Genomic DNA, 13,563 nt, shown 5'->3' with positions numbered 1-13,563 from the left:
GAGGTGGTACCGGCCTATTACATCAATCTCGATCGGGCGCGGGAGCGCCGCGATTTCATGGAGCGGCAGGCCGAGCGGCTGGGACTGAGGCTCTCGCGTTTTTCCGCATTGAGCGCCGAGGATGTGGACGAGACCCGTTTTACTGCGTTGGCAGGGCTCTGGGAGCGCCCGATGACGCGCGTCGAGGTCGCAGTACTGCTCTCGCATGCAAGCCTTTGGCAGAAAGTCGCCGACGACGATGCACCGCTCGCTATCTTCGAGGATGATGCGGTGCTTTCGCCCCGTCTACCCGAATTTCTGCGAGAGCCATTGCCCGCCTACGACCTGATCAATCTGGAATATTTCGCGCGTCGGAAGTTCTTCCGGCGCTACGCCAGCGATGGGAGGATGTCGGACATCGCGCGCGACAAGGCGGGTGCTGCAGCCTATCTTTTGTCACCGGACGGTGCCCGTAAGGCGCTGGCTGCGATCGAAAACCATGCCGCCCCGGCAGATGCCTTTCTCTACGCCAGCGGCCGTTTGGAGATGACACAGGTAGAGCCGGCGCTCGCCGTGCAGGCTGAGGTTCTATCGGCGAAAGGGATCGATCCGGGCGTTGCAACAGTGACGCAGATCCATGAACCCCGCGGCCGGCTCGCGCCGACGTCGGACAACTGGGTCTATGGCTGGCGCCGGACACTGACCCAGCTCAGGCTGGTACCGCTGCATGTGGGCCGCGGTACGTTCTACGAATTCCGCGAGCCGCGCGTCGACCTGTCGGAATTCGCGCCGGACCAGAGTTCTTCATAGACCGTTTCGATTTCGCCCGCTTCCCGTTCCAGCGGAAAATACGTGCGAACGTGGGCGAGGGCGGCTTTTGAGGCGGCTCGACGCTTTGAGTCGTCGTCCATGTACAAAGCAACCGCTGCGGCAATCGCTTCGCTCGAAAAACTGTCGACCACCGTCCCGGTTTTCCCTTCGACGATCAACTCGCGGAACGCGCCGGCATCGGTCGCAACGACGGGCGTTCCGCTCGCCATCGCTTCTAGCGGCGTCAGTCCGAAGCCCTCGTTGCGGGGTGGAGCGACATAGAGATCGAAGCGCCGAAACCATGGCGCTATGTCCTCGACCTCGCCGACGAGAAGAATGCGGTCGGTCATTCCTGCCTTGTCGATCCGGTCACGCAATCGGCGCGCGAAATCTGCGTGCTCGCTCGTTGTGCGCCCCGTCATCACGGCTACCCAGTCTGGCCTGTCCTTCAACACCGCGATCATTGCATCGACGAAGATGTCCGTGCCCTTCTGATGCCGGATCCGACCGGAGCAGCCGACGATCTTCCTGCCCGCAAGATTCGGCTCAAGAGCCGGCATCGGCCCGTCCGGCGAGAAGCGGTCGCAATCGATGCCATGCATGATGACCCGATGCGGAACCTTGAGGAAGGAGCCACTCCTCGTAGAAGTCGCGATGACGCGGTCCATCCGATTTATCAGAAAGCGTGTGTAGGCAGAATGCTCTCTCTGAGCGGCCGACGTGAAGACGAGCCTAAGCGGCATGCGCAAGACATCGCGCATGATAATACCGGGCAACATCTCGGTATTCCGACGCGCGTGCCAGATGCGGAACGGCTTTTCTCGCGGTTTTCTCCAGAGCGTGGGGAGGGACAACCACGCAAGCCGCGGCACGGCCTCGGGCAGGACGTCAGGCCCCATGGAGGCAATCGCGATGCGTTTTACCTGTAGCGGCAAGAGTTGAACGATAGTCGACGTCACGCCGGAGAGACGCCGCTTGAAATTGGGCGCGATCACATGGGTCGCGCTCGCACTGGCCTGACTTTTCAACCTGATACCAGAAACTCGGGCAGGAATTGAGAATACGTCATCTGACTAATTCCTGATCACGCCCAAGCTCATCGTACCGCCGTGAGATGGCCGGCAACTACTGCCAAAGGACCTCCAGCACCTCGTAGGACCGCGCGCCCCCCGGTGCCGCAACTTCGACGGTGTCGCCTTCTTCCTTTCCGATCAGCGCACGGGCGATCGGGGAGGAGATCGATATACGGCCGGACTTCACGTCGGCTTCCTGATCGCCGACGATTTGGAAGAGACGTTCTTCTTCGGTCTCCTCGTCGACGAGTTTGACGGTGGCGCCGAACATCACCTTGTCGCCGGACATCTTCGACACGTCGATGACTTCCGCGCGCGCTGTCACATCTTCCAACTCGGAGATCCGACCCTCGTTCAAGCTCTGAGCCTCTTTTGCCGCGTGATATTCGGCGTTTTCGGAGAGGTCGCCATGGGCGCGCGCTTCGGAGATCGCCTGGATGATTCGAGGGCGTTCTTCCTGCTGGCGACGACGCAGTTCCTCCTTGAGCGTCTCGAATCCACGGGTCGTCATCGGGACCTTCTGCATCTCGGCCTCCACCTTTCGACACGACCGGCTTATGAACGCCGGCGCGTATTCTTATCGTTCGTGCCGGCATGGCCGATGTCAACGCGGCTCTACCGGGAATACAAAGACTGGCCAGGCCAGGCGACAGACAATCGCCCAGTTCCGACCGGTTGAACGGACTTGGAAGTGTCGCCGGGCCCTGGTCCGGTCAGGGCCGACAAGCCATTTAATAAATCAGGCAGCTGTAAAGTACGACTGAAGCGGTCTGACTTCAAGATTCCCTTTCTTAAGGGCACCGACTGCCTCGGCGGCCGCCTCCATGCCCGCAAGGGTTGTGTAGTAGGGCAATTTGTGGAGCAGCGCAGCACGTCTCAGCGAGAGCGAGTCGGACAGCGCTTTGGCCCCTTCCGTCGTATTGAAGACCAACTGGACCTGCCTGTTCCGCATGGCGTCCTCAATATGCGGACGTCCTTCCAGAACCTTGTTTACGCGCACGGCCTCAATGCCATTCTCGGTCAGGAAGCGCTGAGTACCGCCGGTCGCCATCACCGAAAACCCGATTTCGCTCAGGCGCTGGATCGTCGGTAAGATGCGCTCCTTGTCGGCGTCCTTGACCGAGACGAAGACCGTGCCCTCGCGCGGCAGGTCAACGCCGGCCCCGAGCTGACTTTTAGCGAAGGCCAAAGCGTAGTCGTTGGCAAGGCCCATGACCTCGCCAGTCGAGCGCATTTCGGGGCCGAGCAGCGTGTCGACGCCTTGGAAGCGCGAGAAGGGGAAGACCGCCTCTTTCACCGCGATATGTCTCAGGGACTTCACGTCGGGCTTGCCTCCGTACGCCGCGAATGCGGTTTCCAGGTCCTCACCCGCCATGATCCTCGCTGCGATCTTTGCGATCGGCCGGCCAATCGTCTTGGCGACGAAGGGCACCGTGCGCGAGGCGCGCGGATTGACCTCCAGCACGTAGATATCCTCGCCCTGGATCGCGAACTGGACGTTCATCAGGCCGCCCACCTTCAGGGCGATTGCCATTTCTCGCGTCTGGCGTTCGAGTTCGTCGGTGATGGACTTCGAAAGCGAATGTATCGGCAGTGAGCAGGCCGAGTCGCCGGAATGGATGCCCGCCTCTTCGATATGCTCCATGATCCCGGCGACGAAGCTGTTCTCGCCGTCACAGAGACAGTCGACGTCGACTTCGATCGCATCCTTCAGATAGCCGTCGATGAGCACCGGCGACTTGCCGGAGACCACGACGGCCTCCCGCATATAGCGCTCGAAGCCCTGTTCGGAGCGCACGATCTCCATCGCGCGGCCGCCCAGCACATAGGACGGGCGGATCACCACCGGATAGCCGATCCGGTCGACGATCGCGTGGGCTTCCTCGAAGGAGCGTGCGATACCGTTGTTCGGCTGCTTGAGGTTAAGCTCGTTCAGAAGCTGCTGAAACCGGTCGCGGTCTTCGGCAAGATCAATCGCGTCCGGCGAGGTGCCGAGGATTGGGATGCCGGCGGCCTCAAGCGCCTCGGCAAGCTTCAGCGGCGTCTGGCCGCCGAACTGGACGATGACACCGTGCAGCGTCCCCCTTTCCTGCTCCGCGTAGATGATTTCCAACACATCCTCGGCCGTCAGCGGCTCGAAATAGAGCCTGTCCGACGTGTCGTAATCCGTCGAGACCGTCTCAGGATTGCAGTTGATCATGATCGACTCATAGCCGGCATCGTCAAGTGCAAAGGCCGCGTGGCAGCAGCAGTAGTCGAACTCGATGCCTTGGCCGATACGGTTCGGACCGCCGCCGAGAATGATCACCTTCCTCGCGTCCGTGACCTCCGCCTCGGACCGCGGACTGCCGGCGAAGGGGCGCTCATACGTCGAGTACATGTAAGGGGTCGGTGAAGCGAATTCGGCAGCGCAGGTATCGATCCGTTTGAAGACCGGATGGACGTTCAGCTCTCGGCGCTTGTCAGCGACAGCGACCTCGTCGACGCCGGCTAGGGTTGCGAGGCGTGCATCCGAGAATCCGCAGGATTTGAGGAAGCGCAGATTGTCCTCGTCCTGCGGCAGACCATGATCTCTGACCCTTCCTTCCAGATCGACGATCGCGCGGATGCGGGCAAGGAACCAGGGGTCGATCTTGCAGGCGGCGTGGATCGCATCGTTGCTCATGCCCATCCGCATCGCCTGGGCGACCATCAAGAGCCGGTCCGGCGTCGGTGTGCCCAGCGCGGCGCGCAGCGCATTAAGATCGTCGCCCTGTCCTGTGTCTGGTATGGCGATCTCGTCGAGACCGGTCAGCCCGGTTTCGAGCCCGCGCAGAGCCTTCTGCAGAGACTCGGCAAAGGTCCGGCCGATCGCCATCACCTCGCCGACCGACTTCATGGCCGTTGTCAGGATGGGGACCGCACCAGGGAACTTCTCGAAGGCGAAACGCGGGATCTTGGTAACGACATAGTCGATCGACGGCTCGAAACTCGCAGGTGTCGCGCCGCCCGTGATGTCATTCTCGAGCTCGTCCAAAGTGTAGCCGACAGCAAGCTTCGCCGCGATCTTGGCGATCGGAAAGCCGGTTGCCTTGGATGCGAGCGCAGACGAGCGCGACACGCGCGGGTTCATCTCGATGACAACGAGTCGCCCGGTTTCCGGGTTTACAGCGAACTGAACGTTCGAGCCGCCGGTTTCGACCCCGATCTCGCGAAGCACCGCGATCGAGGCGTTGCGCATGATCTGGTATTCCTTATCCGTCAGCGTCAGGGCCGGCGCGACGGTGATGGAATCGCCCGTGTGGACGCCCATCGGATCGACGTTCTCGATCGAGCAGACGATGATGCAGTTGTCCGCCCTGTCGCGGACTACCTCCATCTCGTACTCCTTCCAGCCGAGGACTGACTCTTCGATCAAGACCTCCGTCGTGGGAGAGGCGTCGAGTCCGTTCTCGACGATCTCGAAGAACTCCTGTCGATTATAGGCAATGCCGCCGCCGGTGCCCCCGAGCGTGAAGGAGGGGCGGATGATCGCCGGCACGCCCACCTCGTCGAGCGCCTGCGCCGCGGCGGCAAGCGCATGGTTCATGTAACGCTGTTTGCGGTCGCTCTCGCCGAGATTCCATTCCGCCTCCAGCTTGTCGAGCGCAGCGTTGCGCGCATCCTCGTCGTCGGCATGTTCGGCGCGGATGACAGCCCGTTGGTCCTCGTGGATCTTACGGTCCTGCGCTTTCGGGCCGGCCGCGTTGGCGAGTACGGAGCGCGGGGTCTCGAGACCGATCTTGGCCATTGCCTCGCGGAAGAGCGCGCGATCCTCCGCTTTATCGATAGCCGCGGCGTTCGCGCCGATCATCTCAACTTTGTAGCGCTCCAGCGTACCCATGCGCTGCAGAGAGAGGGCTGTGTTCAGGGCCGTCTGTCCGCCCATTGTCGGCAAGAGGGCGTCCGGTCGCTCCTTCTCGATGATCTTGGCGACGACCTCCGGCGTGATCGGCTCGATATAAGTCGCGTCGGCGAGATCGGGATCGGTCATGATCGTCGCCGGGTTCGAGTTGACGAGGATGATCCGGTAACCCTCAGCCTTCAGCGCCTTGCAGGCCTGTGTTCCGGAATAGTCGAACTCACACGCTTGTCCGATGATGATGGGGCCGGCGCCGATGATGAGGATCGATTTGATGTCTGTACGTCTGGGCATGGGATTGATCCGCTTCATCGGCTCGCGCAAAGCACCGCGCCGAGGGCTTCTTCAAGCGCTTCGGGGCAGTGTGTCGAGTCTTCGTTCTTCAGGCTAAGGCCGCCTTATAGGGAAGAGTCGCAGATGGGGGAAGGGGAGGAAAGCTCGTTTTGCTGCAATGCACCGAAAGCCTACAGCGCTCAAGAGCGCGCCGCCTTCCGGCACCGTCATTCGAAAGGTTCTCTTGGCTTCGCAACCTCCGCGACCCCCGGCAAGACCTTTCCGTCATACCCCTCCACGCCCATGGATAGTGCAAAGCAGGCGAGCTCGACAGTCTTCGGAATGTCGACGTCTTTCCCACCGCGGGCACCTTTTTCATAGTATTGGATGACACGCTTCTTGAGGCCGAGCTTTTCGGCCGCGTCCTTCTGTTTCAGACCCAGCCCCTTTCGCCAGGCTTTGAACGCTACAGGCGTCATCGGCAACTCCGTTGCTCGTCGATGTCCAAGCCATTCTTCAGATGTCGCTCCATTGTCAACCGAACGCTTCAAACAGGAATAACAGCTGGTCGTCTCCTTCATCTGCCGTCAGCGGTTAGGCATGGCAGGACTATCAGTCATGCGAAAAATGCACCACGTGCGCGTTTATCCCCTTGAAAAAACGCACCGCGTGCGCCTAATCTGTGGTCTCCCCTAGCGGCTTGCCAGATGAAGACAGTGACCAACGCGCACATTACGAAACGTCCGGTTAAGCTGTGAAGGCTAATATAAAACAATACGATAAACGGGAGATACGAACATGCTTGCAGATATCATCGTAGGCCGCTCATCATGTGGCGGGGAACGCGGACGACACGACATGCACCAGCACGCCATGGTTCATTTCGGTTTCCGCCGATCGATCAAGCGGCTTCTCGCGCGCCTCGGCCTTTTCAAGATGCCGGCCGCCTGAAGCGGGAACGCGGCGAAACAACGAACACAGATGCGCAAACACAAACAGGTACCGGCTAGGAACCGGTGCCTGTTTGTGTCTTAAGGGGTAGCTCGGACGGATCAGGCTGCGCTGCGCGCGCCGCGGTATCCGTCGATCATGTCGAAGAAGCGCTTGAAGAGGTAGTGAGAGTCCTGCGGGCCCGGAGAGGCTTCGGGATGGTGCTGCACCGAGAAGACCGGCTTTTCCGTCAGCTGCAGGCCGCAATTGGAGCCGTCGAAGAGAGAGCGATGGGTCTCGGTGACGCCGCTCGGCAGGGTGTCGGCGGCGACCGCGAAGCCGTGGTTCATCGAGACGATCTCGACCTTCCCGGTGGTGTAGTCCATCACCGGATGGTTGGCACCATGATGGCCCTGATGCATCTTCTTGGTCCGCGCACCCAGCGCCAGAGCAAGCAACTGATGGCCAAGGCAGATGCCGAAGAGTGGGACGCCCGACGCCACCAGCTTGCCGATCTCCTTCACGGCATAGATCCCCGTCGCCGCTGGATCGCCAGGCCCGTTCGAAAGGAAGACGCCATCGGGTTCCATGGCGAGGATATCTTCGGCGCTGGTCGTCGGCGGGACGACCGTAACTTCCCCGCCGTGGCTGGCTAGGAGGCGGAAGATGTTGCGCTTGGCGCCATAATCCACCGCCACGATCTTATAGCGAACCGGTGTTTCGGCAGCCGTTTCACCGCCCCAGACCCATGGCCTCTCCGTCCAGACCGAGCGGTCCGTTGTCGCGACAAGCTTTGCGATGTCGACGCCGTCGATGCCCGGCCATTCGCGTGCGCGTGATTTCAGTTTCTCGATATCGAAACTACCATTTGGATCATGGGCGATTACCGCGTTCGGCATGCCCTTTTCCCGAACAAGTGCGGTCAGGGCCCGCGTGTCGATCCCCGAAAGTGCCACGATACCGCGCTCCTTCAACCAGGCATCGAGGTGGCCGGCGGACCGATAGTTCGAGGGCTCGCTCACCTCGGCTCGGAGAATCGCGCCGACCGCCCCGGCATTGCCGAGTGGTGAGAAGTCCTCGTGGTCTTCCGCATTTGCACCGACATTGCCGATATGCGGGAAAGTGAAGGTGACGATCTGCTGGGCGTAAGAGGGATCGGTCAGGATCTCCTGATAACCGGTAAGAGCTGTGTTGAAGCAGACCTCACCTTCCACCGCGCCTTCCGCGCCGAGGCCGAAGCCCTCGATCACTGTTCCGTCCGCTAGAACCAGCAGTCCGGTCGTCGCGCGTTTCGTCCATCCCTGGCTCATGTCCGGATCTCCTGGTCAGGTCTCGATCTAGAAAAATGCTGAGCGCCCCGCCATATAGGAAGAACACCGCGGGCTGGCCCCGAGGGACGCTTTCGAGGCCCAGGCGGTTGCGTCGCATTCGACGCTTCTCTATATGGCCGTCGCCGGGAACTGCAAGCACCCAGTCGCGGTCAAGCGTCCAAATTCACCGGACAGCGAGGCGCACTTCGCTGAAGGCGCCTGGTGAGCCATGCGCGAGCGCAACAGATCGACCGTCATGTGACGGGACGATGACATTGCCCGTTGCATGGATCGTCACATGGCGTAACATCCTGACACCCTCCGCGAGCGTGCCCGCTAACAAGGGCTGCCACGGTATCCATATTCGAAAGTGACCGGCGCGATGCGCGAAATGATCTCCGATGCTTTGACCAAAGCGCAGGACGAGGGCGACAAGACACGAATTTCCATCCTTCGACTCATCAAGGCCGCGGTGAAGGATCGGGACGCCGCAAACCGAGAAGCGGGGCGTGATCCGGTCGGAGACGAGGATATTCTCAACATCCTCCTGACGATGCGCCGCCAGCGCGCCGAGTCCGCGATTGGCTACGAGGAGAATGGTCGACTGGAGCTCGCCGAGCAGGAGCGCCAAGAGATCGAAGTCATCGAGGAGTTTCTGCCCGCCCAGCTCGACGAAAGCGCGATGCAACAGGCCTGTCGCAACGCGGTCGAGGACAGCGATGCCAAAGGCCTTCGCGATGTTGGTCGGTGCATGAGCAAGCTCAAGCAGCGCTATCCGGGCCAAATGGACTTCACCAAGGCTTCGACCGTCGTAAAGGGATTGCTGCGCTAGGCGATAGCATTCCGCGAGAGCCGTCTCTCAAAAGAACATCCAGAAGACGACAGGCACCAGAATCGCGGTTGCGAGCGCGTTGAGCCCCATGGCGAGACCCGAAAATGCACCAGCCGCCTCGCTCTCCTGCAGCGCCCGCGCCGTGCCGATGCCGTGAGAGCCGACACCGAGTGCCATGCCGCGCGCTGGCGCGTCTTTAACGCCGATCAGGTTGAGAAGCGCCGGTCCGAGAGCCGCACCGATGATACCCGTAACGATGACGAGAACGGCCGTCAGCGAGGGCAGGCCTCCGATCCGCTCCACGATGCCCATCGCGACCGGTGCAGTTACTGACTTCGGGGCGATCGAGACGAAGCCGATCCGATCGATGCCGAAGACGGCCGCACATAGCAGACCGCTCCCGATCCCGGTAATCGATCCGGCTGCGAGGCTCGCTGCGATCGCAACCTTGTTCGCCTTGATACGGTCGAACTGGCGATAGAGCGGTATCGCCAGTGCGACAGTTGCCGGACCGAGTAGGAAATGAATGAACTGCGCGCCCTCAAAGTAGGTGTCGTAGGATGTTTCAGTGGCGACAAGCACGCTGACGATGATCAGGACCGAGATCAGCACGGGATTGAGCAAGGCCGGGCGTTCGATCCGTGACCAGATTTCGTGAACGATCTGATAGGCGACAAGCGTCAGCGTCAGGGCGAGCAGGGGGCTTGTCGCGAGATAGACCCAGATGTCCGTGATTTCGTCAGCCATCGCCGCTGTTCTCCCCCGAGGCCGGCTGCCCGCGTTTCATGAAGAACCGCATCAAGTAACCGGTGACGCCGATTGTGATCAGCGTCGAGGCGACCAGCGTTCCGCCCAGCTGGAAGCCTTCCGAACCGATCCGGCTGGCATGCTGCATGATCCCGACACCGGCGGGTACGAAAAGAACGGCGAGATTGTTCAGGAGGCCGTCTCCGACGGTCGCGATCGAAGAGGGAATGCCACCCTTTACGACGAAAAACGCAAACAGAAGCGCCATTCCGACAACAGGACCGGGGAGCGGCATATTGGTCGCCGCAACGAGCGCCTCACCGACGAGCTGGCAAAGGAGAACGCTGGTAAGCGCCCTAAGCATGGGCGCCGCCTTCGGAGGGGGAATGCAAGGTCATATGCGAAATAATAGTCGCTCTGACCGGTCCGAAAAGTTCACTTATCGCAGTGGATGAGAGCGGCCCGGCGCTACCTGCTGCTCGTGTGTTCGGGCGTAACGAGTTCGGCGAGGGATGCGGCGAGAAAACGCAGCCAGCGTCGACCCTTCGGCTCAATACGCCAAGTGACGAGCGCAGCCCCCTCCTTTTCGCGACCTTGGCGGAATGCTGCCAGAAGCCGCAGCAACCAGATTTCGTCGCTCGACGGCCAGCGCGTGCCCGGCCTGTAGAGATCCAAGGTGCTTGTGCCGTGTTTTGCAAGGCCGCGGAAGAAGGCATTGGCGACCGTTTCGACTGCCCTCGGTCCCTTGCCGGCGAGCATCATGCAGGCCCGCTCGATCTCAGGGTTCGGCTGCAGGCGGCTTTTCAGGGCTAGCCACCGCAATCTATTGAGAAGGTCGCGGTCGCCTTCAGCAAGCTCGCTTGGTCGCGCCTCTACCGTCGGACAACTGCGTGAGCCAAATGGGATCACGACGTTATCCTGAGATGCCAGATCGAGGGAAAACGCGAACTTGCGGGCGGTAGCTGTCATGGCAAGGACCGACTGTGTATACGCCAGTTTAGAACGTCTCTAAACCGCTGAATTTGTTGATTTCTGTCTAGCAGAGCTAGTAACGCGGCGCAACGAACGCCAGATCGTCGCGGGGCGGTACTTCTGGCCGGTCTCGCAGCTAGAGTGGCTCAGTGACGGCGATCTGTAAGCGGTCGTTTCATGATATAGGCACGGCCGGTAGCGATGTCGTGCAGGAGCAGTGGGAAGTACTGAATGGCTGGTTTGTGGCGCAAGGCACCGTCGCCCTGCATCGATATCTGCAAGCGTCCTGGCAAGGGTCCCTGCGTCGGCTGCGGCCTGACGAAGGACGAAAAGAAGACCTTCAAACGCAGCCGCAAGAAGGGCGACCGGAAAGCGCTGTTCCGCCTTCTGCTCGCCCGGCTCGAACAGACCGGGCGCCGCGAGCGCTGGGAGTTTCTTTATCGGCGTCGCTGCGCCAAGAAAAATCGGCCCTGTCCGCTCGACAAGCTGCCGCACACGAGGGCAGCCTGACCCTTTTTGTGCGCTGCTTCGCGCTGTTCGAGATACCTGCTTCCGTGTTCGCCCGCTATGGCTTAGAGCGGAATTATGCGTTTTCCGCCATCCTTTCTCGATGACATACGCGCCCGCGTGCCGATTTCGGACGTGATCGGCCAGCGCGTCACCTGGGACCGGCGGAAGTCGCGGCCCGCAAAGGGCGATCACTGGGCCTGTTGCCCTTTCCATGGCGAGAAATCGCCAAGCTTTCACTGCGAAGACGATAAGGGCCGCTACCACTGCTTCGGTTGCGGCGTCTCGGGCGATCATTTCCGCTTTCTCACAGAACTCGACGGAATGAGCTTTCCCGATGCGGTAGAGCGGCTGGCTGGCTTAGCGGGGCTTCAGATGCCTGCGCGTGATCCCGAGGCAGAGCGCCGCGAGGAGAAACGCGGAACCATCCTCGACGCGCTACGGCTCGCCTCGGAGTTTTTTCGCGAGCGACTGCAGGATAACGAGGGTGCGAAAGCGCGGGGTTATCTACGCGATCGCGGTTTGACTCCCGCTACGCAGAAACGCTTCGGCCTCGGTTTTGCGCCCGAAGGCCGCAACCGCCTGAAAGAGCATCTGGCGGGTAAAGGCGTCGGTAAGGCCGAGATCGAGGCGGCGGGACTGGTCGTTTGGGGCGACGACATCCCCGTTTCCTTCGACCGGTTCCGCGATCGGATCATGTTTCCGATCCTCGATCCGTCGGAGCGCTGCGTCGCCTTCGGGGGACGGGCGATGTCGCCGGAGGCGCGCGCGAAATACCTGAATTCGCCGGAAACCGACGTCTTCCACAAAGGCACCATGCTCTACAATCTCGCCGCCGCACGTCGGGCGGCGAAGAGTACCGGCACCTTCATCGTTGTCGAGGGCTACATGGACGTGATCGCGCTGGCCCAGGCGGGTTTCGATAATGCCGTTGCCCCCCTCGGCACCGCGCTGACGGAAAGCCAGATCGAACTCCTCTGGCGCAATGCCGGCGAACCCGTGCTCTGTTTCGACGGTGACGGCGCCGGCCTCAAGGCGGCGCACCGGGCGGCCGAGCTAGCGCTGCCGATGCTGAAACCTGGCCGCTCCCTGCGTTTCGCTCTGCTTCCGGACGGCAAGGATCCCGACGACCTCGTTAAAGGCAGAGGCCCGGACGCTTTCCATGAGGTTCTCGCCCAGGCGCGGCCCCTCTCTGACATGGTCTGGTCGCGCGAGACCGCCGGGTCGACATTCGATACGCCGGAAGCTCGGGCTGATCTCGAGGCGCGCCTGAATCAGTTGACGCGGCAGATCGGCGACGAAAGTGTTCGACGACACTATCAGAACGACATGCGCCAGCGACTCTCGGCGTTTTTCGGCAACGCTTCATCGCAGCCTCGTTACGGTGGGCGGGGTGAACGGGGTCGTTACGGCGACCAGCAGGGAAGGCGGAACACCGGCTCGCGTCAAGGGCAGGCACCCGGTCTCCGCCCCGCGATCTCGGACCGGCTTGCGCGCTCTAGTCTGCTGCGGGCGAGCGGCGGCCAGGCGCCCTCGCTGCGGGAGATCGCAATCGTCGTCGGCTTCGTGAACCATCCGATTCTGATGCACGAGGCGTTCGACTATTTTGCCGATCTGGAAATCGAGGCGCCCGATCTCGCGCGCCTTCGCGCTTCGGTTCTCGACATCTATGCCGAAAGCGCCCCCGACAGTCGCGAGGTCATTGTCGCAGGTCTTGAACGGGCCGGCACTGACACAATCTTCGAGACTTACGAGAAAAAGGCGCGAGAGGTGCGGCTATGGCCGGTTCTCGCCGATGCCGCGGCGGACGATGCACGCGAAGCGTTGCGGCAAGCACTTAACCTGCAGCACCGGTTTAAGGCCTTGACGAGGGAACTGCGGCAGGCCGAACGCCTGCTCGGCGAGGAGCCGACGGAAGAGGCTTACGAGCACATGCGTGCGGTGAAGGCGGAGATCGAGCGGCTGGAGACGGTGGAAGCGCTGATCGACGGCTTCGGCATCTTGTCGGGGCGCGCGATTAAGACCATGTAAAGCTTGAAAATTCCGTTTCCTTTCGGCCACAGGTGGCTACGGCGTCGCGCCTTACGCGCGTTGCAACGCACGCTTGCGGTAAGCTGGAGCGTTTAAGGATTGCCATTTGGTGGTCGGGCACACATATACCGCCGCTGAACGCCGAATAACGTTCATGTGATTGCTAGTTTTCGGCACGACTGCGAACGGCGGTGAGTGAGCCCGAGGGGCCTCAAAATT

Annotated in this window: 12 protein-coding genes; 4 read left to right on the top strand and 8 right to left on the bottom strand. The window is 61.4% G+C overall.

The annotated features are described in order from the left end of the window. The first annotated feature begins 3 nt into the window (after positions 1–3). Positions 4–789, top strand: coding sequence for a glycosyltransferase family 25 protein (locus FP2506_RS07665; protein ID WP_007066866.1), 786 nt, complete (start codon positions 4–6; stop codon positions 787–789). On the opposite strand, the gene FP2506_RS07660 is transcribed toward FP2506_RS07665, so the two are convergent. The 5 genes from FP2506_RS07660 to carA form a co-directional block, all read right to left on the bottom strand. Further along, the gene (locus FP2506_RS07660) at positions 726–1,823 is read right to left on the bottom strand and encodes a glycosyltransferase family 4 protein (protein ID WP_050765026.1); all 1,098 of its coding nucleotides are present in this window, start codon (positions 1,821–1,823) and stop codon (positions 726–728) included. The two genes, FP2506_RS07665 and FP2506_RS07660, sit on opposite strands and share 64 nt — an antisense overlap. A gap of 91 nt (positions 1,824–1,914) precedes the next feature. Then, positions 1,915–2,388, bottom strand: a complete 474-nt coding sequence (gene greA, locus FP2506_RS07655; RefSeq protein WP_007066864.1) for a transcription elongation factor GreA — start codon at positions 2,386–2,388, stop codon at positions 1,915–1,917. 213 nt (positions 2,389–2,601) lie between these two features. Then, positions 2,602–6,036 (bottom strand): carbamoyl-phosphate synthase large subunit, encoded by a 3,435-nt coding sequence (carB, locus tag FP2506_RS07650; protein WP_007066863.1) that lies wholly within the window; start codon positions 6,034–6,036, stop codon positions 2,602–2,604. Positions 6,037–6,242: 206 nt separating this feature from the next. After that, positions 6,243–6,596 carry a helix-turn-helix domain-containing protein gene (locus tag FP2506_RS07645; RefSeq protein ID WP_007066862.1) on the bottom strand — a complete coding sequence of 118 codons (354 nt, stop codon included), beginning with the start codon at positions 6,594–6,596 and terminating at the stop codon, positions 6,243–6,245. A gap of 471 nt (positions 6,597–7,067) precedes the next feature. Further along, a complete protein-coding gene (gene carA / locus FP2506_RS07640) occupies positions 7,068–8,255 on the bottom strand; it encodes a glutamine-hydrolyzing carbamoyl-phosphate synthase small subunit (protein WP_007066860.1) in 1,188 nt (395 codons plus the stop codon). A gap of 382 nt (positions 8,256–8,637) precedes the next feature. On the opposite strand from carA, the gene FP2506_RS07635 reads away from it, so the two are divergent. Beyond that, positions 8,638–9,087, top strand: a complete 450-nt coding sequence (locus FP2506_RS07635) for a GatB/YqeY domain-containing protein (protein WP_007066859.1) — start codon at positions 8,638–8,640, stop codon at positions 9,085–9,087. Positions 9,088–9,114: 27 nt separating this feature from the next. On the opposite strand, the gene FP2506_RS07630 is transcribed toward FP2506_RS07635, so the two are convergent. The 3 genes from FP2506_RS07630 to FP2506_RS18690 form a co-directional block, all read right to left on the bottom strand. Continuing rightward, on the bottom strand, positions 9,115–9,834 hold the full coding sequence (locus FP2506_RS07630; protein WP_007066858.1) for an LrgB family protein: 720 nt from the start codon (positions 9,832–9,834) through the stop codon (positions 9,115–9,117). Further along, positions 9,827–10,198, bottom strand: a complete 372-nt coding sequence (locus FP2506_RS07625; protein WP_007066857.1) for a CidA/LrgA family protein — start codon at positions 10,196–10,198, stop codon at positions 9,827–9,829. The genes FP2506_RS07630 and FP2506_RS07625 overlap by 8 nt, the downstream gene beginning before the upstream one ends. A 104-nt stretch (positions 10,199–10,302) precedes the next feature. Next, positions 10,303–10,803, bottom strand: coding sequence for a hypothetical protein (locus FP2506_RS18690; RefSeq protein ID WP_007066856.1), 501 nt, complete (start codon positions 10,801–10,803; stop codon positions 10,303–10,305). Positions 10,804–11,037: 234 nt separating this feature from the next. Here FP2506_RS18690 and FP2506_RS07615 point away from each other — a divergent pair, with 234 nt between their 5' ends. Both FP2506_RS07615 and dnaG read left to right on the top strand, forming a co-directional pair. Then, entirely contained in the window at positions 11,038–11,316 is a 279-nt protein-coding gene (locus FP2506_RS07615) for a DUF1289 domain-containing protein (RefSeq protein ID WP_007066855.1), read from the top strand. Positions 11,317–11,391: 75 nt separating this feature from the next. Next, complete coding sequence (gene dnaG / locus FP2506_RS07610; protein WP_007066854.1) at positions 11,392–13,344, top strand: DNA primase; 1,953 nt, start codon at positions 11,392–11,394, stop codon at positions 13,342–13,344. The last annotated feature ends 219 nt before the right edge of the window (positions 13,345–13,563 follow it).

It is taken from the genome of Fulvimarina pelagi HTCC2506 (assembly GCF_000153705.1).
Lineage (GTDB): Bacteria > Pseudomonadota > Alphaproteobacteria > Rhizobiales > Rhizobiaceae > Fulvimarina > Fulvimarina pelagi.
The sequence above is the reverse complement of the archived record's forward strand: the minus strand, read 5'-3'. Positions and strand labels throughout refer to the sequence as shown.